We start from the raw sequence: 21,730 nt of genomic DNA on the forward strand, positions 1-21,730 counted from the left end.
CCTTTCACGGTGGCGCCGTCATCCGGCGCCGTTGCAATGTGGACCAGGGTCGCGTGTCAGTTCTTCCCCAGTCCTCCCAAAAAGTGGTTGGCGATGAAATAGTGGTCTTCGTACACGCGCTCGCGCATGTCCAGGAACTCGGCCAGCGGCACCCAGCGCGTGGCGGCCGCGTCGTCATTCGCGCGCACGGGCGTCAGGCCGGTCCACTGGTTGTGGGCCAGCTCGAAGAAGAAGGCGTATGTGATGGTGCGCCCGCGCTGCGAGCGGTCGGGCGCGTCGAAGACCTGCTGGCCCTTCAGGCTGCCCTGCAGCACGGGCACGGGCACCTTCAACCGCGTTTCTTCCTTCAGCTCGCGGATCGCCGCATCGAGCAGCCGCTCCTGCTGCCCCACGAAGCCGCCCGGCAGCGCCCAGGTGCCCTTGCCGGGATGGAACTTGCGCTGCACCAGCAGGATGTGGCCGGCCTCGACCACCACCGCATCGACGGTGGTGAAGATGGGCGGGAACTCGCTGCCCGCATAGCGGTACCTGTCGCGGTAGTCGGCCAGGAAGGCGCGCTCCTCGACCAGCGCCGCGTAGTCGGCGGTCTGCGTGAACTGCGCGAGAAAGCCGGCCGTGCCCGCGGGCAGTGCGTCGGCCGGCAACTGGCCGCGCATCTCGGGGTGGAAGTAGAGCTGGCGCACGTCGGTGGCGTGAATGCTCTGCACGTTCTCGTGCGGCACAAACTCCCAGCGCGGGAACAGGCGCAGGTAGTAGCTGCTGGCGTCCTTCAGGTGGCCCACCAGCGCCACGCGCGCCTGCTCGGGCGCCACGCCGTCCTGCGCCACCAGCCGGTCCACGGCCGACTGGATGCCGGCGATCCACAACTGGTCGTTGTAGGGCGCGTCGCCCACGCCCACCACGCTCACGCGCATCTGCGCGTCGGCGTTCAGGCTGGCGCGCACCATGCGCTCGCGCTCATCGAAGGTGAAGGGGTTCTTGACGCTGCGCGGCTGGCCGTGCGAGCCCACCACCACGATCACGCGCTGCGCGGTGCGCAGGGCCTGCTCGATCAGCCGCTGGTGGCCGAAGTGCACAGGCTGGAAGCGGCCGATGACAACGGCGTGCGTGTGGGTGAACGATGAAGAAGAAGGCGAAGGCGAAGAAACGCGTGCCGCTGCGGCACGGTTGGCTGTGGCGTTCATTTCCGGGAATCCCCCAAGAAAAGCATCCTCCGTGGATGCCGTGCCGCCACCTTAGCAGCAAACGCGCGAGGCGTCCATGCCGCCGCGCGCCGGGCTCAAGGAACGGCTACAGGCGGATCAGCGCCTTCTCTCCCGTGGCCATCCTGCCGTAGCTGGCAATGGCCTCCAGCGTCAACGCTTCGGCCAGCGTGAGCTCCTTCGTGTAGTGGCTGGCGAAGGTGGTGGTCAGCTCGTCGGCCACGCGCTGCTTGAGTTGCTGCACGCGCTCGGGCCCCACCTTCTGCAGGAAGGGAAAGAGCAGCCAGCCGCCCACGCCCCAGCTCATGCCGAAGCCGCGCGCCAGCTCGATGGGGCCGCGGTCCAGGCTGCCGTAGACGTACACCTGCTTGTGGACGTCGCTGCCGTAGCGGCTGTAGCCCTGGCCGGGGCGGCGCGCGATGGCGGCTTCCATCGCCACCAGCAACTGGCCCGCGAGCTTGCCGCCGCCGATGGCGTCGAAGGCCAGCGTGGCACCCGTGGCGGCGATGGCTTCGGTCAGCTCGGCCTGGAAGTCGGGCGAGCTGCTGTCCACCACATGCGCGGCGCCCTGTTCGCGCAGCAGCGCGGCCTGCGCGCTCTGGCGCACGATGTTGACCAGGGGCACGCCGTCCTTCAGGCAGATGCGGTTGAGCATCTGGCCGAGGTTCGATGCGCCCACGGTGTGGACCAGCGCCGTGTGGCCTTCGCGGCGCATCGTGTCCACCATGCCCAGCGCCGTGAGCGGGTTGACGAAGCACGAGGCGCCCTGCGCGGCCGTCGCGCCTTCGGGCAGCGGCAGGCATTGCGCAGCGGGCACGGCGCGGAACTGTGCGTACATGGCGCCGCCCAGCGCGGCCACGCGGCGGCCCAGCAGGGCCTGCGCGGCCGGCGAGGCGCCGCCGGCGATCACGGTGCCCGCGCCCTCGTTGCCCACCGGCATCGATTCACCCACGCGCGCGGCCATGGCGGCCATCACGCCCGGCGACAGTGGCGCCGTGATCACCGGGCGCTCGGCCGTGCCCGAAGCCTGGGCCTGGCGCATGTCGGCGCCGCCGAAGAGCAGACCCAGGTCAGAGGGGTTGAGCGGCGCGGCCTCCATGCGAAGCACCACTTCGTCTTGTGTGGCGGGCACGGGCTGCGGCACCTCGGCCAGCGAAAGCTCCAGCGTGGCGTCGGGACGGATCAGGGAGCGTAGTTGCAGGGGCATGGCGGTTCCAGAAAAAAGCGGATGGCGGGGCGCGCCAGATCATAGGGAGGCCGCGAACGTACAGCGTCCTGCAAGCGACAGCCTGCGCCGCATCCGGCGGCCCTGGGCCTGGCATGGGTTTTCTGTAACCGGACAAAATTGTCCACTTGTGAGACAATGCAGCCATGTCCGAAGCTTCCCCAGACCGTTCCCTGCGCACCGACGCCCAGCTGCGCCGGCTGGCGCTGCTCGACGCCGCCGCGGCCGTTTTCTCGGAGCAGGGCGTCAATGCGCCGCTGGAGCTGGTGATCGAGCGCGCGGGCGTGGGGCGGGCCACGCTGTACCGCAACTTCCCCGACCGGGGAGCGCTGATGCAGGCGCTGATGGGGCGCAACCTCGACCGCATCGAGGAAGAGGCCCAGCGCCTGGCCGAGCGCGACGACGGCCTGTTCGAACTGCTGGCCTTCATGGCCCAGCGCATCGCCGATTCAGCGCCCATCACCGATTACTGGCGCGCCATCGACCGCGAGCACCCGCTGGTGCGCGAGGCCCAGGCGCGCCTGGGCCGCATGGTGCGGCCGCTGATCCAGCGGGCCGTTTCGGCCGGGCGCTGCCGGGCCGATTTCGTCGAATCCGATTTCGTGCTGGCCGTGGGCATGGTGGGCGCGCTGCTGCGCGGCCACACGCTGCAGCAGCGCCGCCGCATGGGCCGGCGCGCGCTTGAACTGCTGCTCGATGGCCTGCGCCTGCGTGAGGCACGGTCATGAGCATTACGGCTGCCAGCCCGCGCGTGCTCGCGCCCCTGCCTGACTGGGAGCCGCACGAAAAGCCCTTCCTGCCCGGCTCGCCGGCCGCGCTCTCGCATGCCTGGCCCGTGCGCATCGCCTATGCGCTGGTGGCCATCCTGGTCGGGCTCACGGGCGGGCTCGGCTCCTCGCTGATCACGGCCAACCTGCCCGTGATCCAGGGCCAGCTCGGGCTCACGCCGGCCGAGGGCGCGTGGCTGCCGGCCGCCTACGTGATGGTCAACGTCACGGCCAACCTGCTGGTCTTCAAGTTCAGGCAGCAGTTCGGCATGCGCCTGTTTGCCGAGCTGGCGCTGGGCCTCTACGCGGCGCTGGCGCTGCTGCACCTGGTGGTCGATGGCTATGCCATGGCCATCGCCGTGCGCGCGGCCAGCGGCTTCGTGGGCGCGGCGGCCAGCACCTTGGCCGTGCTCTACATGTTGCAGGCGCTGCCGCGCGTGCGCGTGGGTTCGGCCTTCGTCATCGGCATGGGCCTCACGCAGCTGGCCACGCCGCTGGCCTGGATGATCTCGCCCGCCCTGCTGGACCAGGCCGACTGGCGCGTGCTCTACGCCTTCGAAGGCGGCATGGCGCTGTGCGCCTTCGCGGCAGTGGTCTCGCTCAAGCTGCCCGTGGGCATCCGCATCCACGTGCTGGAGAAGGCCGACTTCCTGACCTTCGCGCTGGTGGCGCCGGGCGTGGCGCTGCTGGGCGCGGTGCTGGCGCAGGGCCTCAACGGCTGGTGGACCGACACCCCCTGGCTGGCCTGGGCGCTGGTGGGCGCCATCGTGCTGCTCGCACTGGGGGCCATGCACGAATACCGGCGCGAGAGGCCGTTGCTGCAGATCCGCTGGCTGCTCAACGGCAGCACGCTGGCCTTCGTCTTCGGCGCGTTGATGATGCGCTTTCTGCTGGCCGAGCAGAGCTACGGCGCCGTGGGCCTGCTGCGCACGCTGGGCATGGGCCCCGACCAGCTGCAGCCGCTGTTCGGCGTGATGCTGCTGGGCATGCTCTGCGGCATGGCCGTGAGCGCCTTCACCTTCGGGCCCAAGGCCGTGCCGCTGCAACTGCTGGCGTCGGTGGTGCTCATCGCCATCGTGGGCTTCATGGACCACCACTCCACCAGCCTGAGCCGCCCGCACGACTTCTACGCCAGCCAGTTCCTGCTGTCCTTCGCGGCGGCCATGTTCCTCGGCCCGCTGATGCTCTCGGGCGTGATGCAGGCGCTGCAGCACGGGGCCGATCACATGGTCAGCTTCATCGTGCTTTTTTCCGTCACGCAGGCGCTGGGCGGGCTGGCCGGCCCGTCGGTGCTGGGCACGCTGCAGGCGCAGCGGACCACGGTGCATGCGCAGGCCATCGCCGCCCACCTGGATCCGACCGATGCCGCGGTGGCGCAGCGCCTGGCGTTGCAGCAGCGGGTGTATGGCGCGCAGCTGGCCGACCCGGTGCAGCGCGCCGCGCAGGGCCAGGCCCAGCTGGGCCAGGTCGTGCGGCGCGAGGCGGCGGTGCGCGCCTTCAACGACGTGTTCACCTTGCTGGGCGGCCTGGCCATCGCCTACCTGGCCTGGATGCTGTGGCGCGCCGCGCGCATGCGGCGCGCCGCACGGCGGCAGGCCGCGGCCGCTCCTCCTTCTTCGTCTTCTTCATCCGCGGCTGTGCCGCCGCCGGCGCGTGCCGGCACCTGACTCTGGGCTTTCATCATGAACGACAGCACAACAACAGCAACAACAACAACAACGGCGGCAGCCACCCCAACCTCTTCCGGCCCGCTGCCCGATGGCGCGAGCGCGCCCGCGGCGCCTTCCGCCGCACCTGCGTCGCCGCCCAAGCTGGTCAAGGCCTCGCGCCGCACGCTGGTGCTGATGGCCGGCGTGGCGCTGGTGGGTGTGGCGCTGGTGCTCTGGGCCTGGCGTCTCGGGCCCTTCGCGACTTCGGTGGTCCACACCGACGACGCCTACGTGCGCGGCCAGGTCACGGTGCTGGCGCCGCAGGTCAGCGGCTATGTGGCCGAGGTGGCGGTCAAGGACTTCGCCAACGTCAAGGCCGGGGACGTGCTGCTGCGCATCGACGACCGCATCTACGCCGGCAAGGTGCAGCAAGCCCAGGCCCAGCTCGAAGCCGCACGCGCCCAACTGGCCAACGCCGAGCAGGCCCAGGCGCAGAACCGCGCCAACCTGCAGGCGCGCCAGGCCACGCAGGCTGCGGCCCGGGCCGAAGCCACGCGCGCGGCCGCCGATCTGCAGCGGGTCGAGGAGCTGGTGCAGCGCGGCTCGGTGTCGCAGCGCGAGCGCGACCAGGCCCGCGCCACGGCGCAACTGGCGCAGGCCAACGTGCAGAAGTCGCAGGCCGACATCGCCATCGGCCATGAACAGATCAAGGCCACGCAGGTCTCGCGTGCGGGGCTGCAGGCGCAGGTCAGCGCGGCCGAAGCCCAGTTGCAGTTGGCGCAGATCGACCTGGCCAACACCGTGGTGCGGGCGCCGCGCGACGGCCAGGTGGGCGAGGCTTCGGCCCGGCCGGGCCAGTACGTGACGGCCGGCTCGCAGCTGTTCTTCCTCGTGCCCGATCAACTGTGGGTGGTGGCCAACTTCAAGGAAACGCAGATGGCCCATGTGCAGCCCGGCCAGCGCGCGCGCTTCGCGGTGGACGCGCTCGAAGGGCAGGTGCTCACGGGCCATGTGGAGCGCATCGCGCCGGCCACGGGCTCGGAGTTCAGCGTGCTGCGCGCCGACAACGCCAGCGGCAACTTCACCAAGGTGGTCCAGCGCCTGCCCGTGCGCATCGCCATCGATCCCGGCCAAAGCGCCGCCGCGCGCCTGCGGCCCGGCATGTCGGTGATCGCGCATGTGGACACGGCGACCGATGCCGCGCCCACCCCGCATGCCGCGCTGGCCACCGGGGTGGCGGGAGCACGGCCATGAGGAGCCGCCGCGCACCGTTGTTCTTCGCCCCTGCGGCAGCCATGCTCGCGGCGACGCTGCTGGCCGGCTGCATGCCGGCCCAGCGCGCCGCACCGCCGGAGGCCGCCTTTGCCGCGCCCAGCCAGTGGCTGGCCCAGCCCGTGGATGCGCAGCACGGCGATGCGCTGCAGCCCCGGTGGTGGCAGCGCTTTGGCGATGCTGAACTGAACCAGGCCGTGGAGGCGGCGCTGGCACACAACAGCCAGATCGGCATGGCGGCGGCCCGCGTGGCGGCGGCGCAGGCACAGCTGGACCTGGCTTCGGCCGCCAGCGCGCCGGCCCTGTCGGCCGCGGTGGCCGGCAAGGGCGAACACACGCTCACGGCCGCGGGCATCACGACTTCGCGCGTGGCCCAGCCGCAACTGCAACTGAGCTGGGAGCCGGACCTGTGGGGGCGGCTGCGCGCCCAGACGCAGGCCGCGCAGGCCCAGGTGGCGGCCACGCAGGCCGAGCGCGACGGCGTGGCGCTGGCCGTGGCCGCGCAGACCACGCAGGCCTACATCGGCCTGCTGGCGCTCGATGCGCAACTGGTGCAAACGCGCGCCACCGCCGATTCGCGCGTGCAGGCCCTGCGCCTGGCGCAGGACAAGGCGCGCCTGGGCTATGCCTCGCAACTGCAACTGACGCAGGCCGAGGCCGAGTACGAAAGCGTGCAGCAGGCCCTGCCGCAACTGGAGCTGGCCGTGGCCCGCCAGCACAACGCGCTGCGCATCCTGACCGGCGAGCTGCCCAGCCTGCCGGCGCCCGATGCGGTGGCGCAGGGCGCGGCCCGCTTCGCGGCGCTGCAACTGCCCGCCGTGCCGGCCACCCTGCCTTCGCAGCTGCTGCGGCGCCGGCCCGACCTGGCCCAGGCCGAACAACTGCTGGCCGCCAGCGACGCCAGCCTGGCGGCGCGGCGCGCGGCCTTCATGCCGCAGGTCTCGCTGTCGGCCGGGCTCGGTGGCCTGTATGCCAACGCGCTGGGCTACGACCCGATCAAGGTCTGGAGCCTGGGCGGCAGCGTGCTCGCGCCGCTGTTCGACGGCGGCCGGCTGCAGGCCCAGTACGGCGCGGCCGCGGCGCAGCGCGACCAGGCCGCCTTTGCCTACCGCGGCGCGGCGCTGGCCGCCTTCGGCGAGGTGGAAAACGCGCTGCTGGGCGTGGACCGCCTGGCCCTGCAGGTGCAGCATGCGCAGCAGCGCCGCGCCATCCTCGCGCGATCGGTGGAGCATGCGCGCGACCGCTACGAAGCCGGCTACTCGCCCTACCTCGAGCAGCTCGACGCGCAGCGCAGCCTCTACCAGACCGAGATCGAGCTGATCCGCCTGCGCGAGACGCAGCTGGACAATTTGCTGGCGCTGTACAAGGCACTGGGCGGCGGCTGGAGGGCTTGAGGCCGCGCCCCGCGGGAGCTGCAGCGCCATGAAACAATGCGTCGCTTTCGCTGCTGCCCCCTGTAGACCATGCCCACGCCTGCCGAGCCGATCCGTCTGAACAAACGCATGGCCGAGCTGGGCCTGTGTTCGCGCCGCGAGGCCGACTTCTGGATCGAGCAGGGCTGGGTCAAGGTCAACGGCCAGGTGGCGGCCATGGGCGTGAAGGTCACGCCGGCCGACCGCGTGGAAGTGGACAGGCAGGCGCAGGGCCACCAGGCGCAGCAGGTCACCATCCTGCTGCACAAGCCCGTGGGCTACGTCAGCGGCCAGGCCGAGGACGGCCACGCGCCCGCCGTGTCGCTGATCAACCCGCGCACCCACTGGCGCGAAGACCCCAGCCACCAGCGTTTTTCACCCCCGCAACTGCGCGGCCTGGCGCCGGCCGGCCGGCTCGACATCGACTCCGTGGGCCTGCTGGTGCTCACGCAGGACGGCCGCGTGGCGCGCCAGCTGATCGGCGAGGACTCGGGCGTCGAAAAGGAATACCTGGTGCGCGTGAGCTGCATCCACGAAGGCGCCGAACGCACGGCCGACGTGCAGGCCGTGTTCCCGCGCGAGCAGCTGGCGCGGCTGCGCCACGGGCTCTCGCTGGACGGCCAGCGCCTGAAGCCCGCACGCGTGGACTGGCAGAACCCCGAGCAGCTGCGCTTCGTGCTCACCGAAGGCAAGAAGCGGCAGATCCGCCGCATGTGCGAGCAGGTGGGCCTGAAGGTGGTGGGCCTCAAGCGCATCCGCATCGGGCGCGTGATGCTGGGCAACCTGCCGCAGGGCCAGTGGCGCTACCTGGGGCCGCAGGAGCGCTTCTGACGGCCCGCGCGGCCCGTCGTCATCAATCCTCGCCGCCTGCCAGCAGCGCCTTGTAGATCAGCGCGCCGATGGCCGCGCCCACGATGGGCATGAGCCAGAAGAACCACAGCTGTTCGATGGCGATCGCCGGCCCGAACACGGCCACGCCGGTGCTGCGCGCCGGGTTGACCGAAGTGTTGGTCACAGGGATGGAGATCAGGTGGATCAAGGTCAGCGCCAGGCCGATGGCCAGGCCGCCGAAGCCGGCCGCCGCACGCCTGGCCGTCGCGCCCAGGATCACCAGCAGGAACACCGCGGTGAGCACCACCTCGGTCCAGATCGCGGCCGTCATGCCAAAGCCGCCCGGCGAATGGGCGCCGAAGCCATTGGTGGCAAAGCCGCCCACTTCCGCGCCGGGCTTGCCCGTGGCGATCTGGTAGAGCACGAAGCCCGCGAGCAGCGCGCCCACGGTCTGCGCGATCACGTAGCCCGGCAGCTCGGCCCAGCGGAAGCGCCCGCCCACGGCCAGGCCGACGGAGACGGCGGGGTTGAAGTGCCCGCCCGAGATCGGGCCGAAGGCATAGGCGCCCGTGAGCACCGTCAGGCCGAAGGCCAGCGACACGCCCAGCAGGCCGATGCCGACGTTGGGAAAGGCGGCGGCCAGCACGGCGCTGCCGCATCCGCCGAAGGTGAGCCAGAAGGTGCCGATGAGTTCGGCCGACCACTTCTGAAGGTTGCTGGGTTGCATGCGATCTTCTCCTCGTTGCGTTGGGAATGGACGCGCGGCCGGCGCCCGAGGGCGGGCAGCGCGCGGCGGAATGTAGGTGCGCAGCGTGTGGCCCCAGGCCTTAACCGGCTGCAACAGGCGCGCTCTGCGCGGCTTTGTTCACATTTGTCTGCGCTCTGGCCCGCGCGGCGCGCGGCCCGGCCGGCTCAAGGCGTGCTGGCCGTGAACACCAGCTGCCCGCTGTATTGCCCGGCCACCACCGGCACGGTGTTGGCGAAGCTGAAGGTCCATTGGGCGCTGCGCAGCGTCACCAGGCTGTTCACGGCGCCGCTGCCGCCGCCGGCCACGTTCACGGCCGCGCCGCTGCCGCTGTTGGGAATGGGTGGCGCGGGCAGTTGGGCGTCGCTGCTGCTCACCACGATCTGCGACATGGGAATGCTGTTGCTGCCGCTGGTCAGCGGCGTGCCCACGGTGGCGCGCAGGTTCACCTGGCCGCCATTGCTGCGCACTTCGACCGGCAGCACGTTGCCGCTTGCGGCCACCGAAAAGCCCGGCGCCGCGCCGCTCCAGTTCACGGCCCGGTTGCTGCCGTTGACCGGCGCGGTGGGCACGGCGGGGATCGAGGGCGTGAGCGCGAAGCTGACCTGGCTGATCGTGCCGCCCGGCGTGGGCCAGGCGCCGTCGCCGATGCGAAAGAAGATGAAGCGGTCGATGTGGATCGCGAAGTCGAGGTTGACCGAGGCGGTGCGGGGCAGGGCGCCCGCGCCCGAGGATGCACTGGCCGCCAGCGCGGCGGGCGCAGCCAGCAGGCATGCCACGCACGCGGCCCATGCCCGTGCCGGGGCGCGGGCTGGAACGCGGGGCGAGGCATGGGGCTGGCGCATCAGCGCAACTCCGTGTTGATCCTGAAGCTGCCCTGGTCCCAGTCGAGCAGGCCCTGGACCTTGACGGGGTAGCTCGGCTGCGGCGGCGGCGCCTGTTCGTCCTCGGCGCGCGGCACCAGCGCCAGCGTGCGCGTCTGGCCCGGCAGGATGGGCGTGCCTTCCACCACGAGGTTGAAGGCCTGGCCCTGGGCGTCGGTGGCCTCCAGCGCGCCTTCGAGCCGGCCATGCGCATCGCCTTCATTGCTCACGCGCACGCGCGGCGCGGGCTTGCCGCCGCTGCGCTGCATGCTCACCTCGTGCAGGGTCAGCCGGGGCTGCGCGCCGTTGAGCATCACATACACGGCCACGGCGATGCGGCCGCTCACGGGCAGGCTCAGGCTGGCGCCGCCGCTCTGGATGACCGTCTGCTGCGCGGGCTCCACGCCTTCCAGCGCGATCATGAAGCGGCATTCGCCGCGCGCCGCATCGGCGGGCGCATCGATCTGGAAGCGCAGCTTGCGGCTGCCGCGCGCCGGTACGCGCACGGTGCGCCGCTCCAGCGTGACCCAGGGGCGGCAACTGCCCGGCAGCAGCTCGTCGTGGTAGCTGATCTGCCCGTCGTCGCTGTAGCGCCAGTCCAGCGTGCGCACCGCGATCTCGGTGGCGTCGGCCCCCAGGTTGTGCAGCTCCAATGACTGGCCCACGCGGTCGGCGCTGCGGGCCGTCAGCTCGAAGCGCGAAGGCGACACCGCGATCTCGAAGGGCGCGCCCAGCGCCGCGGCGCTGCACAGGGCCAGCGCTGGCGGCAACAGCAGCGCGCGGTGGGCAAGACGGCGCAGGGCATTCATGGCATGGTCTCGATCTCGAAATAGGCCTCGAAGCTCAGCGCGGCGCCCGGGCCCATCTGCAGCGCACGCGGGTCGATGCGCAACTGCAGGTCGAAGCTCTCGTTCATCCAGCCCGTCCGCACGATGCCCTGCCACACGGGCACCCGGTCGCCCGGGCGCGCCGCGCCGCTGGCAAAAACGCCCAGGCTGCGCCACTGCACCTGCAGCCCGGCCGGCGCGCGCAGGCCCGCGATGGCCGGCGGCACCACGTAGAAGATGCGCGCGCGCCGGCCCACGTGGGGCGTGGTGGCCAGCCGGTAGTCGATGCGGCCCAGCGGCAGGGCCAGGGTGTGGGCATCGACGGGGCGGGCCTGCTGCAGGTCGACGCTCACATGCGCGCGCGGCGAGGTGCTGTCGTCCAGCCGCGCCACCTGTGCCCAGGCGGGCGCCAGCAGCAGCACCAGGCCCATGACCCAGAAGGCTCGTGGCAAAAAACGGCGGAGGCACAGCGCAGGCATGGCTATTCCATCGAGGCCGTGAAGCGCACGGTGCCGCGGTAGTTGCCCGCGGGGTAGACCACGTCGTTGACGTAGCTGAATTGCAGGCGCGTGGCCGAGAGGTTTCTCGACTGGTAGGTCCAGGAGGTGCCGAGGGTGCCGAACAGGCAGGGCAGGCCGTTGATCAGCAGGATGCAGACATTGGCATTCGCGTTGAAGGTGGCGATCTGCTGGCTGGTGCCGCCGGTGAAGGGCGCGCTCGTGCTCTGGATGTCGCCCGAGGCCGCGTTGCTGTTGTTGCTGGCCACCCATCGGATCTTGGTGAAGGGGATGACGGTGGTGCCGCAGGTGCTGCTCTGGCAGCTCAAGCCGGCCGAGGAATCCACGCTCAGGGTCACCGGGCGCGCCGTCGTGTTGTTGGCGACGGTGCGCGTTGGCGTCACCCAGACGTCGATCGCGGGCGTGCCGGCCACAGCCGTCGGCGTCAGCCCCACGTTGTTGCCCGCGACGTTGAAGTTCACGGTGTCGGTGCCGACGGCCGAGCCCACGCGCAGCGAGATCGCATTGGCGCTGCTGTTGTCTGCGACGGTGATGATGACCGCGCGCGCCGCAGGCGGATGCACCAGGCCCGGCAGCGCCGCCAGCAGCAGCACGGCCGCCTGGCGCCCGCGCCGGCCGCGCCGGCTGGGCGGCTGGGGCGGGGTGCGCAAAGCGCCGTCGCGCATGGCGCCGGTTCAGAGGCTGGTGGCCGTGTAGGTCACCGTGGCCGTGTACAGGCCCGAGCGCCAGCCGGCCGAGCCCGTGCCGTCGAGCGCATAGGTCCAGCTGCCCGTGGCCACCGTGCCGGCCGCGAAGTCGATGCCGGCCGTGCTGGCGGTGGCCAGCGCCGTGGGCGTGGGGTGGGCCAGGCCGGCGCCGGCCGTCACCGAGACGTTGCCCAGCGTGGGGCCGTTGGCCGCGAAGGCGGTGGCCGTGTAGGTCAGCCGGCCGCCGGCGGCGTTGTTGGTCCAGGCCGACACCGCCAGCGCCGCGGGGTTGGCGCTGGTGGTGGCGGTGGGCGCCGTGCCGCCCCAGTTGGCGGCCTGGTTGTTGCCGTTGACCGGCGCGGTGGGCGCCGTGGTCACGCTGAAGCTGGTGTTCCAGCTCAGGGTGTCGGTGGTGGCGCCCGAGCCCACGCGCAGCAGGATCATCTTGGGCACGGCCACGCTCAGGTTCACGCGCGCCTGTGCGGTGATGGTGCCGGTGCCTGCGCTGTCATAGCCGTACTGGCTCTCGGCCAGCGCTGCGCCGGCCGGCAGCAGCAGCAGCACGGCGGCCGCTGCCACCGCCCGCGCCATCAGGGCCGTGGAAGGCCGGGTTGTCTTTCTGATCATGTCGGGGACTCCTTCTGACTGGGTTGAACGGCAGCGCACGCAGGCGCTGATGCAAGGCGCCGGACCTGCGCACAGGGCGCCGGCCGGCTGTCTGCTGCAAGGTCAGTCCCTCACCTTGATCACGGGGATCTCGGCATGGGCCTGACCGCGCAGCGGAACATGGATGCTTACGCCGCTTTCCGTGGCCGCGCCCCAGGGCAGCGGCACGCTGTCGAGCGTGAGCGTGAGCTGATGGCGGCCGGTGCCCACCATCGGGAATTCGAAGCGGCCGTCGCGGTCGGTGGTGGTGCGGTAGCGGCCGTCGAGCAGCACCTCGACCTGGGCCGCGCCGCCTTCGCCCATCTGTGCCTCGCCGTCGCGGTTGGCGTCGAAGAACACGCGCCCGCTGACGCTGCCGCTGCCCGCCTCGGCCGAGGCGCCCAGCACCGGGAAGGCGCGGCCGGCCGAGCCTTCCCAGCGCAGGTAGACATGGGCCGTGCGCTCGTTGCCGCGATAGACCTGCGGGCCGTTGCCGAAGGCGCCCACCGGCAGATGGTTGGCCGTGCGCGCCTGGTTGAGGCTGGCGGCCAGGCCCATGCGCCAGCCGCGGCCGAGGTCCTTTTCCGCGCTCAGCGTGCCCGACAGCCCGCGGCTGGTGTACAGGCCGCCGCTGCGCGAGGTGTAGCGCAGGTTGGCGGCCACGTGCGCGCTGCTGTCGAGCCAGTAGCGCAGCTGCACGCCGGCCGTGGGGTAGCGCTGGTCGCCTCCGTTGCTGCGGTCCTGGGCGTAGCCCAGCGTGGTGGTGAGTTCGGGCCGCATGGTTTCGTAGCGGCCACGGATCCAGTCCTGCTCCCACTGCAGTTCCTGGCCGGTGGCGCTGCCGCCGCCCAGCACGATCTGCTCGTTGCGCCGCACCGTCAGGCTCAGGCGCGTGCGCGGCCAGTCGAAGAACTGCGTCTGGTAGAAGGCCTGGGCGTACAGGCTGTGCAGGTTGCCGGGCCGGGCGCCCGATGCGCCGGCCTCGTAGCGGCTTTGGTAGAGGCTCAGGCTGCCACCCACCGAGCTGCGCCTGTCGATCAGGTACTGGAAGTTGCCGCTCGCGCTGTGGCGCGTGTAGCCGGGCAGGCCGCTGCCTGTGCCTGCGCCCAGGCCCGTGGTCAGCCCCACGCCGGGCCACAGGAGCAGGCCCTGGCCGACCGCGTAGCGCTCGTGCTCCAGGCCGGCGCCCCAGCTCAGGCGGTTGCCTGAATGGTCCACGCGCCAGTAGGCGCCGCGCGTGCCGGTGTTCAGCGCATCGTCGCCAAAGTACAGGTTGGGCCGCGCCGTGTAGGCGCCCCATTCATGGCGCATGCGGCCCACGCGCGCGCTGGCCTCCAGGAACAGCCCGCGTGAGGGGCCGGCGGGCACGCCCGGCGTGAGCGTGCGCACCTGGCTGCCCACGGCGGTGAGGCGAAAGCGCCAGTCGCCACTCTGGCGCAGCTCGCCGCCGCGGCCGATGGCGGCGGCCCAGCTGTCGACGTCCTTGGTGCCGCTGCGGATGCGGTCGAAGCCGCGCAGCCAGGGGTCGGTGAACGCATCGCCCGGCCACCAATATTCCACCGCCGGGATGCCCTGCGCGCGGCCCAGCTGGCCGGCAAGGTACCAGGCGCCGCCGAGCTGCTGCGTGTAGCCGAGCCAGCCCAGCCTGCCCTGGCTTTTCTCGAAACCGGGGTAGGGGCCGCCGGCCAGATCGCCGCGCCGGCCCAGGCCGGCGCGCAGGTCGAAGTCGGGGCCGTACACGCGCGTGGACAGACCGCGCACCATGCTGCTGCCCAGCGTCAGGCGGTAGTTGCGGCTCAGGCCCTGGGTCAGTTCGCTGTAGGTGTCGCCCAGCGTCGTGTCGGCGAAGATGCCCGCGCTCAGCGGCAGTCCCAGGTTGCGCAGCGTGATGCGGCTGCCGCTGCGCTCGCGGGCGTAGCCCAGGGTGCCGAAGCCGCCGACATCGGCGTCGCCCCGCCGCATGCGGCCTTCGGCCTGCAGCAGGAACTCGCCGTGGTTCAGCGTCTGGCGGCGGTACTCGGCGCGCATGCCGGCTTCGGTGGCGCGGCGGCGGCCCCAGAGGCTGTCGGAGGATTCACCCATGCCAAGCCGGCTTTCCAGCAGCCAGCCGCGCAGGCCGTGGGCACCGGCGTCCTGCGCCGACTCGGGCTCGTCTTTGGCCAGCGCCTGCGCGTCGTCGGGCTGCATGAATCGGTCCTCATAGGCGCGCGGCGCCAGCTCGGCCTGGCGCCGCAGCCGCTCCTGCTCGGCCTGTTCGCGGTCCAGCGCCTGGAAAGCCATCATGGCCTCAGGCTCCGCGCCCCGCGCCAGCGCCGGCAGGGCCGCCAGCGCGAGCAGCGACCATGCCCGCCAGCCGGCCGGGCAGCAACGCGCCCGCGCCGAAGCGGTCGCTTCGGCGCACACGGGCAGTCTGGTGAGCCAGCGCACGTGACAGCATCCCCCTGATCTCCTGTTTGCGTGCAGTCTGCGACCGCGGCCAGGCTTGTCCAAGCACCCGTTGCGAGGTATGTCACAGATGCAGGAGGGGCGGCGTGCAGAATTTCACGCATCCAGGGGGTGTTGCATCCTGCCCGACCGACCCCATGTGGGCACAGGCCGGGCCTCGCCGCGAGGCACGCGCCCTAGAGTTTTTTTGGAGGGGCCTGCGCCCTGCAACCTTTGATGTACTTCCATGGCTGACAACGCAAAGACCCGACTTTCCTTCCAGGCCGAGGTGGCCCAGCTGCTGCACCTCGTCACCCACTCGCTGTACTCCAACAAGGAAATCTTCCTGCGCGAGTTGATCTCCAACGCCTCCGACGCCTGCGACAAGCTGCGCTTCGAGGCGCTGGACAAGCCGGCCCTGTATGAGGACGCGCCGAATCTCGAAGTGCGCGTGGCCTTCGACAAGGCGGCCCGCACGCTGACCATCACCGACAACGGCATCGGCATGAGCCAGCAGGAGGCCATCGACCACCTGGGCACCATCGCCAAAAGTGGTACCAAGGACTTCATGAGCCGCCTGACGGGCGACCAGAAAGCCAACGCTTCGGAGCAGGGCCAGCTCATCGGCCAGTTCGGCGTGGGCTTCTATTCGGGCTTCATCGTGGCCGACAGGATCACCGTCGAATCGCGCCGCGCGGGCCTCAAGCCCGAGGAAGGCGTGCGCTGGGCCAGCGGCGGGGCCGGCGATTTCGAGGTCGAGCCCCTCACGCGCGCGCAGCGCGGCACCAGCGTGATCCTGCACCTGCGCGAAGACGCCGACGAGTACCTCAACGCCTGGAAGCTCAAGCAGGTCATCAGCAAGTATTCCGACCACATCTCGCTGCCCATCCTGATGGAAAAGGAAGAGTGGAAGGAAGGCGAGAACGACCAGGGCGGCGAGATGGTGCCCACGGGCGAATGGGAGCCGGTGAACAAGGCCAGCGCCCTGTGGACGCGGCCCAAGAAGGACATCAGCGACGAGCAGTACGCCGAGTTCTACAAGAGCATCAGCCACGACTACGAGGCGCCGCTGGCCTGGAGCCACAACCGCGTCGAGGGCAGCACCGAATACACGCAGCTGCTCTACATCCCGGCCAAGGCGCCGCACGACCTGTGGAACCGCGAGCACAAGGCCGGCGTGAAGCTCTACGTCAAGCGCGTGTTCATCATGGACGAAGCCGAGGCCCTGCTGCCGGGCTACCTGCGCTTCGTCAAGGGCGTGATCGACTCGGCCGACCTGCCGCTGAACGTGAGCCGCGAGCTGCTGCAGGAAAGCCGCGACGTGAAGGCCATCCGCGAAGGCAGTACCAAGCGCGTGCTGAGCATGCTGGAAGACCTGGCCAGGAAGTCCGTCAAGGCCGCGCCCGAGAGCGCCGAAGGCAAGGTCGACATCGGCTCCGGCGAGTCGACGCCCGCCCCCGAGCCCACGAGCCAGGACGGCGTGACCGACGTGGTGGACAAGAAGGGCGAGCCTGCGGCCGAAGCCGCGGCGGCCCATGCCGAGGAAGCCGGCAAGTACGCCCGCTTCTATGCCGAGTTCGGCTCCGTGCTCAAGGAAGGCCTGGGCGAGGACTTCGGCAACCGCGAGCGCATCGCCAAGCTGCTGCGCTTTGCCTCCACCACCAGCGACACGGTCAACGTGAGCTTTGCCGACTACAAGGCGCGCATGAAGGAAGGCCAGCAGGCCATCTACTACATCACGGCCGACACCCTGGCGGCCGCCAGGAACAGCCCGCAGCTCGAGGTCTTCCGCAAGAAGGGCATCGAGGTGCTGCTGATGACCGACCGCGTGGACGAGTGGGCGCTGAACTACCTGCATGACTTCGACGGCACGCCGCTGCAGAGCGTGGCCAAGGGCGCGGTGGACCTGGGGCAGCTGCAGGACGAGGCCGAGAAGAAGGCCGCCGAGGAAGCGGCCGAGGGCTTCAAGCCCGTGCTGGACAAGCTCAAGGCCGCGCTCAAGGACAAGGCCGAGGACGTGCGTGTCACCACGCGCCTGGTCGATTCGCCGGCCTGCCTGGTGGTGCAGGACCACGGCATGAGCATGCAGCTGGCGCGCATGCTCAAGCAGGCCGGCCAGCAGGCCCCCGAGGTCAAGCCGGTGCTGGAAGTCAACGCCGAGCACCCGCTGGTCAAGAAGCTGGCCGGCGACACGGCCCACTTCGAGGACTTGGCCAACATCCTGTTCGACCAGGCCCTGCTGGCCGAAGGCGGGCTGCCTGAAGACCCGGCTGCCTATGTGCGCCGGGTGAACGCCCTGCTGGTCTGATCGATCGCGGGCTCAGCCGCCACGGGCGCCTTCGGGCGCCCGTGGCGCTTTGGGGCGGCAACACGTTCTTAAAGCACGAACGGCGCCGCCGGCTGATCGGCGTGTGGCTTGTGGCCGCTTGTGCGGGCCGCGCGCGCTGCGCGATGATGGGCGCCCACCGCCAGGAGCCTGCATGCCTTTTTCTTCATCCGACGCCGCCCGACCGCTTCCCCGCATGGGCCGCGCCCGGCCCGTGTGGGCGGCAGGCGGCCTGCTGGCGCTGGCGCTGCTGGGCGGCTGCGCCTCCGGCGTGGGCATCGGCATCGGCATTGCGCCCGGGCTGTCGCTGAACCTGGGCCTGAGCCGGTCGGGGCCTTCCATCGGCCTGGGCACGGGCTGGGGGCCGCTCGGGGCCGGCGTCAGCCTCAACAGCGCGGGCCAGGTGGTGGGTTCGGCCGGTGTGGGGGCGGGCGTCGGCGTGGGGGGCGTGGGGGTCGGTGTGGGCGTGGGCCAGTCGGCCGTGCTCTATGACCCGCGCGCCAACCCGGGGCCGCCTTCGGTGGCCCACCCGGCGGTCGAGCCCGGCGTGGTGGTGCAGCGCCCCGGCGCCCTCTGGCGCCCGCCGGCCGAGGCCGAAGCGCCCTGAACCTTCTTCAGGCGTACAGCGGTTCTTCGGCCATCGCCTCGCACTGGTCTTCCAGCATCTGGATCTGGCCCTTCCAGTAGTCGCTGCTGCCGAACCAGGGGAAGGTGATGGGGAAGATCGGGTCCTGCCAGCGGCGCGCCAGCCAGGCGCTGTAGTGCAGCAGGCGCAGCGTGCGCAGCGGCTCGATCAGCGCCAGTTCGCGGCGGTCGAACTCGCGCATCTGCTCATAGCCGTCCAGCAGGCCGCTGAGCTGGGCGGTGCGCTGGGCGCGATCACCCGACAGCAGCATCCACAGGTCCTGCACCGCGAAGCCGGTGCGCGCGTCGTCCAGGTCCACGAAGTGCGGGCCGCCGCCGGCGCGGTCGGTGGGGGTCCACAGGATGTTGCCGGGGTGGCAGTCGCCATGCAGCCGCAGCGTGCGCAGGCCGGCGCCGGCCGGCTCGGCCAGCGGCGTGTCGGCAATCATCGCGAGCGCGCGCTCGCACATGGCGGTCCATTCGGCCTGCACGTCCAGCGGCACCTTCTCATGCGCCAGCAGCCAGTCGCGCGAATCGGTGCCGAAGTGGCGCAGGTCCAGCGCGGGCCGCTGCACGAAGGGGCGCGCGGCGCCCACGGTGTGGATGCGCGCGAGGAAGCGGCCGATCCATTCCAGCACCTCGAAGTCGTCCAGCTCCGGCGCACGGCCGCCGCGCGAGGGGCTGACGCTGAAGGCGAAGCCGGCATGGTGGTGCAGGCTGCGGCCTTCCAGCAGCAGCGGCGCCACCATGGGCACTTCGGCCTGCGCCAGTTCGGCCGCGAAGTCGTGTTCCTCCTGGATCTGCGCGTCGCTCCAGCGGCCCGGCCGGTAGAACTTGACCACCACCTGGCTGCGGTCTTCCAGGCCCACCTGGTAGACGCGGTTCTCGTAGGAGTTCAGCGGCAGCAGCCGCCCGTCGCCGAAGAGGCCCACGCTGGCCAGCGCGTCCAGCACCGTGTCGGGCGTGAGCTTCTCGTAGGCATGGGACGTGGCGGGGGTGTCTGACATCGCGCCATTGTCGCGGCGCGCCGCAGCCGGGCCGATCAGCCGCCCATCGAGACCACGTGGCCCGCGCGCGGATCGCCCTGGCCCCGCTGCAACTGCTGCCACAGGGCCTGCGCGGCCTCGCCACCCGCGTGGCGCTGCACCTGCAGCCAGGGTGCGCCGGCCTGGGTGACGTGCGCGGCAAAGCCATGCCAGGCCGCGGCCAGGCGCTGGGCGAAGGCCTCGGCGCCCCATTCGCCGGTGCGCTTCTTGATCTGGGCCGGCGCGAAGAAGAAGGTGGCGCGCGGGCCGGGCAGGGCCCGGGCGGCGCCGGCTGCCGCACGCTCGTCGGCATGCGTGTTGCCGATCACCATGCTGTAGCGCAGTTCGGCAAAGCGGGTGTGGATGGCTTCGCGCAGCTCGCCATTGCCGGCGAAATCCACATACACGCAGGGCGTCTGCGTGCCCAGGCTCTGCAACTCGCGGTAGTCCAGCACGCGCGTGTAGCAGCCCAGGCTTTCGCAGAAGGCGCGGTTGGCGGCCGAGGTCAGGCCGATCACGTCCACGTTGCCGCGCCGGGCCAGCTGGAAGGCGGTGCCGTAGGCCGTCTTGCTGGAGGCGCTGGACAGCAGCACCGTGGCCCGTCCGCCCTCTGCCGCGCCGAAGAAGTCGTTGTCGGCCAGGAAGTCGTCGATGAGCCAGGAGGTGATGTACAGCGGGCGCAGCAGAACCTGCACGTCTTCGTTGTCGGGCCGGTACAGCGGATCGAGGGCGCAGCGCAGGTACTGGTTGTAGACGGCCGGCAGCTCGGCGCGGTGCGCGGCGCCATCGGCAAAGCGCTCGGGCGACAGGCGATCGGGCTGCAGCACGACCTGCGAGGCCATGGGAAAGAAGCCGTAGAGCCGTTCGCCCACCGCCACGCCCGGGTGCGTGGACTGCAGCACGCGGCCGAAGCCCCAGACCGGCACCAGGCCCCAGTCCTCCTCGCCCGTGGGGAAGAACTGCCAGTAGCCCATGGAATCGCCGAAGTTGGCGTAGGTCACGTTGTTGGCAGTGAGCGCGAAGTGGTCGATTCCCACGCGCACCTGGCCGTCGGCCAGCGGGGTGTCTTCGCGGCTGCGCAGGCGGGTGTCGGCAAGGGCGCTCCTGCGCACCAGGCATTCAAGCGTGGACATGGGGCAAGCTCCTGTGTGAGTTGCACCCACCCTATCGCATCGCCATGACCGCTGCCAGCACGGCGCGCCGTGCGCGCGTCGCCTGGGCGACGGCGCCGGGCGCGCGGCGCGTCAGTCAGCCGGGCGGCGACCCAGCAGCGTGGCGGCCAGGGCCAGCAGTGCAGGCAGCGCCTGCACGAAGAAGATCTTGGGCGCGGCCGTGAAGGCCCCGAAGACGCCCGCCACCACCACGCACAGCAGGAAGAACACCGTCACGTCCCTGCGGCGCGTGAGCACGCCCCACAGCAGGCCGGCCGCCAGGAAGCCGTTGTACAGCCCCTGGTTGGCGGCCAGCGCCACGGTGGCGTCGGCGAATTCCTGCGTGAGGTTGAAGGCCTTCATGCCCGCGGGCTTGTTCCACAGGAACATTTCCAGCACGAGGATGTAGACATGTTCCAGCGCCACGATCAGCGCCAGGCCGGGAGCCAGCCAACGGGTCATGGGACTGCCTGTTTGGAGCAAGGACAAAGGATTTGAACCCCCCGGCCGCGAAGCCGCCTGGGGGTTGCATCGATCTCAGGCGATGACCAGTTCCACGGGGATGTTGCCGCGCGTGGCGTTGGAATAGGGGCAGACCTGGTGGGCCGTGTCGACCAGCTTCTTCTTCGCGTCGGCGTCCAGGCCCGGCAGGTTGATGGTCAGCTTGACGGCAATGCCGTAGGCGGCGCCACCGTTCGTGGGGCCGAGGGACACGTTGGAGTCGATGGACACGTCTTCTGGCACCTTCACGCCCACCTTGGAAGCCACGGCCTTCATGGCGCCGATGAAGCAGGCGGCGTAGCCCACGGCGAACAGCTGCTCGGGGTTGGTGCCTGCCTTGCCGGAGCCGGGCGGGTTCAGCTTGACGTCCAGCGCGCTGTCGGAGGACTTGCCGGCGCCGCCGTCGCGCCCGCCGGTGGTGTGGGATTCGGCGGTGTACAGAACCTTGTCGAGTTGCGTGGTCATGGTCATTCCTTCGGAAGGTTGGAGGAGGAAAAGGGCTTCGGGGATCGAAGCGGAGAGAACTCGTTCATGGCTTCTCAGGCGGCCTTCACGCGTTCGCGCAGCGCCTGCAGCTGCCGCGTGAGCGCCACCAGCTCGTCGATGGAGCACTGGCTGGCCGCGAGCAGGCAGGCCGGCACGCGCGCGGCCCGGGGCTTGAGCCTGCGCCCGGCTGGTGTCAACATGATGTGCACGCGCCGCTCGTCGGCCACGTCGCGCACCCGACTCACGAGGCCGGCGGCTTCCAGCCGCTTGAGCAGGGGCGTGAGGGTGCCGGAATCCAGCGACAGCCGTTCGCCCAGCGTGGAGACCATCAGGCCGTTTTCCTCCCACAGCGCCAGCATCACCAGGTACTGCGGGTAGGTCAGGCCCAGCTTGTCGAGCTGAGGCTTGTAGAGCTTGGTCATGGCCAGCGACGCCGAATAGACGGCGAAGCAGAGCTGGTTGTCCAGCTTGAGCAGTTCGTCGGGCGATGGCTTCTTCGGCATGGGCTGGAATGTAGCTGGCAATTCAATTGTGTGCAATCGGATTGGCGT

General features: G+C 70.9%; 22 protein-coding genes. 8 read left to right on the forward strand and 14 right to left on the reverse strand.

The genetic code is table 11. The features are described from left to right. Nucleotides 1–56 precede the first annotated feature (56 nt). Complete coding sequence (locus PGB34_RS14890) at nucleotides 57–1,184, reverse strand: bifunctional nicotinamide-nucleotide adenylyltransferase/Nudix hydroxylase (protein ID WP_271428890.1); 1,128 nt, start codon at nucleotides 1,182–1,184, stop codon at nucleotides 57–59. Nucleotides 1,185–1,290: 106 nt separating this feature from the next. Then, nucleotides 1,291–2,409 carry a zinc-binding dehydrogenase gene (locus PGB34_RS14895; RefSeq protein ID WP_271428891.1) on the reverse strand — a complete coding sequence of 373 codons (1,119 nt, stop codon included), beginning with the start codon at nucleotides 2,407–2,409 and terminating at the stop codon, nucleotides 1,291–1,293. Between the two features lie 164 nt (nucleotides 2,410–2,573). Here PGB34_RS14895 and PGB34_RS14900 point away from each other — a divergent pair, with 164 nt between their 5' ends. From PGB34_RS14900 to PGB34_RS14920, 5 genes are all read left to right on the forward strand, one after another. Continuing rightward, a complete protein-coding gene (locus PGB34_RS14900) occupies nucleotides 2,574–3,155 on the forward strand; it encodes a TetR/AcrR family transcriptional regulator (protein ID WP_271428892.1) in 582 nt (193 codons plus the stop codon). After that, entirely contained in the window at nucleotides 3,152–4,861 is a 1,710-nt protein-coding gene (locus PGB34_RS14905; RefSeq protein ID WP_271428893.1) for an MFS transporter, read from the forward strand. The genes PGB34_RS14900 and PGB34_RS14905 overlap by 4 nt, the downstream gene beginning before the upstream one ends. A 15-nt stretch (nucleotides 4,862–4,876) precedes the next feature. Continuing rightward, entirely contained in the window at nucleotides 4,877–6,097 is a 1,221-nt protein-coding gene (locus PGB34_RS14910) for an HlyD family secretion protein (protein WP_271428894.1), read from the forward strand. Beyond that, the gene (locus tag PGB34_RS14915; protein WP_271428895.1) at nucleotides 6,094–7,509 is read left to right on the forward strand and encodes an efflux transporter outer membrane subunit; all 1,416 of its coding nucleotides are present in this window, start codon (nucleotides 6,094–6,096) and stop codon (nucleotides 7,507–7,509) included. Before PGB34_RS14910 ends, PGB34_RS14915 begins: the two co-directional genes overlap by 4 nt. Before the next feature lie 69 nt (nucleotides 7,510–7,578). After that, nucleotides 7,579–8,358, forward strand: coding sequence for a pseudouridine synthase (locus PGB34_RS14920; RefSeq protein ID WP_271428896.1), 780 nt, complete (start codon nucleotides 7,579–7,581; stop codon nucleotides 8,356–8,358). A gap of 22 nt (nucleotides 8,359–8,380) precedes the next feature. Here PGB34_RS14920 and aqpZ read toward each other — a convergent pair whose 3' ends face one another. The 7 genes from aqpZ to PGB34_RS14955 all read right to left on the reverse strand — a co-directional run bounded on the left by aqpZ (nucleotide 8,381) and on the right by PGB34_RS14955 (nucleotide 14,925). Then, a complete protein-coding gene (aqpZ, locus tag PGB34_RS14925) occupies nucleotides 8,381–9,085 on the reverse strand; it encodes an aquaporin Z (RefSeq protein ID WP_271428897.1) in 705 nt (234 codons plus the stop codon). A 185-nt stretch (nucleotides 9,086–9,270) separates the two neighbouring features. Then, a complete protein-coding gene (locus PGB34_RS14930; RefSeq protein ID WP_271428898.1) occupies nucleotides 9,271–9,948 on the reverse strand; it encodes a hypothetical protein in 678 nt (225 codons plus the stop codon). Further along, on the reverse strand, nucleotides 9,948–10,775 hold the full coding sequence (locus PGB34_RS14935; RefSeq protein ID WP_271428899.1) for a fimbrial biogenesis chaperone: 828 nt from the start codon (nucleotides 10,773–10,775) through the stop codon (nucleotides 9,948–9,950). Before PGB34_RS14935 ends, PGB34_RS14930 begins: the two co-directional genes overlap by 1 nt. After that, entirely contained in the window at nucleotides 10,772–11,224 is a 453-nt protein-coding gene (locus PGB34_RS14940) for a hypothetical protein (protein WP_271428900.1), read from the reverse strand. The genes PGB34_RS14935 and PGB34_RS14940 overlap by 4 nt, the downstream gene beginning before the upstream one ends. 50 nt (nucleotides 11,225–11,274) lie before the next feature. Then, on the reverse strand, nucleotides 11,275–11,976 hold the full coding sequence (locus PGB34_RS14945; protein ID WP_271428901.1) for a hypothetical protein: 702 nt from the start codon (nucleotides 11,974–11,976) through the stop codon (nucleotides 11,275–11,277). Nucleotides 11,977–11,985: 9 nt separating this feature from the next. Beyond that, nucleotides 11,986–12,624, reverse strand: a complete 639-nt coding sequence (locus PGB34_RS14950) for a hypothetical protein (protein WP_271428902.1) — start codon at nucleotides 12,622–12,624, stop codon at nucleotides 11,986–11,988. Nucleotides 12,625–12,726: 102 nt separating this feature from the next. Next, nucleotides 12,727–14,925, reverse strand: a complete 2,199-nt coding sequence (locus PGB34_RS14955) for a hypothetical protein (protein WP_271428903.1) — start codon at nucleotides 14,923–14,925, stop codon at nucleotides 12,727–12,729. On the opposite strand from PGB34_RS14955, the gene PGB34_RS14960 reads away from it, so the two are divergent. From PGB34_RS14960 to PGB34_RS14970, 3 genes are all read left to right on the forward strand, one after another. After that, nucleotides 14,924–15,073, forward strand: coding sequence for a hypothetical protein (locus PGB34_RS14960; protein WP_271428904.1), 150 nt, complete (start codon nucleotides 14,924–14,926; stop codon nucleotides 15,071–15,073). The genes PGB34_RS14955 and PGB34_RS14960 overlap by 2 nt on opposite strands. A gap of 240 nt (nucleotides 15,074–15,313) precedes the next feature. Continuing rightward, entirely contained in the window at nucleotides 15,314–17,374 is a 2,061-nt protein-coding gene (gene htpG, locus PGB34_RS14965) for a molecular chaperone HtpG (RefSeq protein ID WP_271428905.1), read from the forward strand. A gap of 172 nt (nucleotides 17,375–17,546) precedes the next feature. Further along, nucleotides 17,547–17,999, forward strand: coding sequence for a hypothetical protein (locus PGB34_RS14970; protein WP_271428906.1), 453 nt, complete (start codon nucleotides 17,547–17,549; stop codon nucleotides 17,997–17,999). 7 nt (nucleotides 18,000–18,006) lie between these two features. On the opposite strand, the gene PGB34_RS14975 is transcribed toward PGB34_RS14970, so the two are convergent. From PGB34_RS14975 to PGB34_RS14995, 5 genes are all read right to left on the reverse strand, one after another. Further along, nucleotides 18,007–19,023, reverse strand: a complete 1,017-nt coding sequence (locus PGB34_RS14975) for a serine/threonine protein kinase (protein WP_271428907.1) — start codon at nucleotides 19,021–19,023, stop codon at nucleotides 18,007–18,009. 35 nt (nucleotides 19,024–19,058) lie between these two features. Further along, on the reverse strand, nucleotides 19,059–20,174 hold the full coding sequence (locus PGB34_RS14980; protein WP_271428908.1) for a DUF2855 family protein: 1,116 nt from the start codon (nucleotides 20,172–20,174) through the stop codon (nucleotides 19,059–19,061). Nucleotides 20,175–20,285: 111 nt separating this feature from the next. Next, nucleotides 20,286–20,654 (reverse strand): DUF1304 domain-containing protein, encoded by a 369-nt coding sequence (locus PGB34_RS14985; protein ID WP_271428909.1) that lies wholly within the window; start codon nucleotides 20,652–20,654, stop codon nucleotides 20,286–20,288. 75 nt (nucleotides 20,655–20,729) lie between these two features. After that, nucleotides 20,730–21,158: an organic hydroperoxide resistance protein gene (locus PGB34_RS14990; RefSeq protein ID WP_271428910.1), complete on the reverse strand. Its 429-nt coding sequence runs from the start codon at nucleotides 21,156–21,158 to the stop codon at nucleotides 20,730–20,732. Between the two features lie 74 nt (nucleotides 21,159–21,232). Continuing rightward, nucleotides 21,233–21,682 carry a MarR family winged helix-turn-helix transcriptional regulator gene (locus PGB34_RS14995; RefSeq protein ID WP_271428911.1) on the reverse strand — a complete coding sequence of 150 codons (450 nt, stop codon included), beginning with the start codon at nucleotides 21,680–21,682 and terminating at the stop codon, nucleotides 21,233–21,235. Nucleotides 21,683–21,730 lie beyond the last annotated feature (48 nt).

The organism is Xenophilus arseniciresistens (assembly GCF_028023875.1).
Taxonomy (GTDB): domain Bacteria; phylum Pseudomonadota; class Gammaproteobacteria; order Burkholderiales; family Burkholderiaceae_C; genus Xenophilus; species Xenophilus arseniciresistens.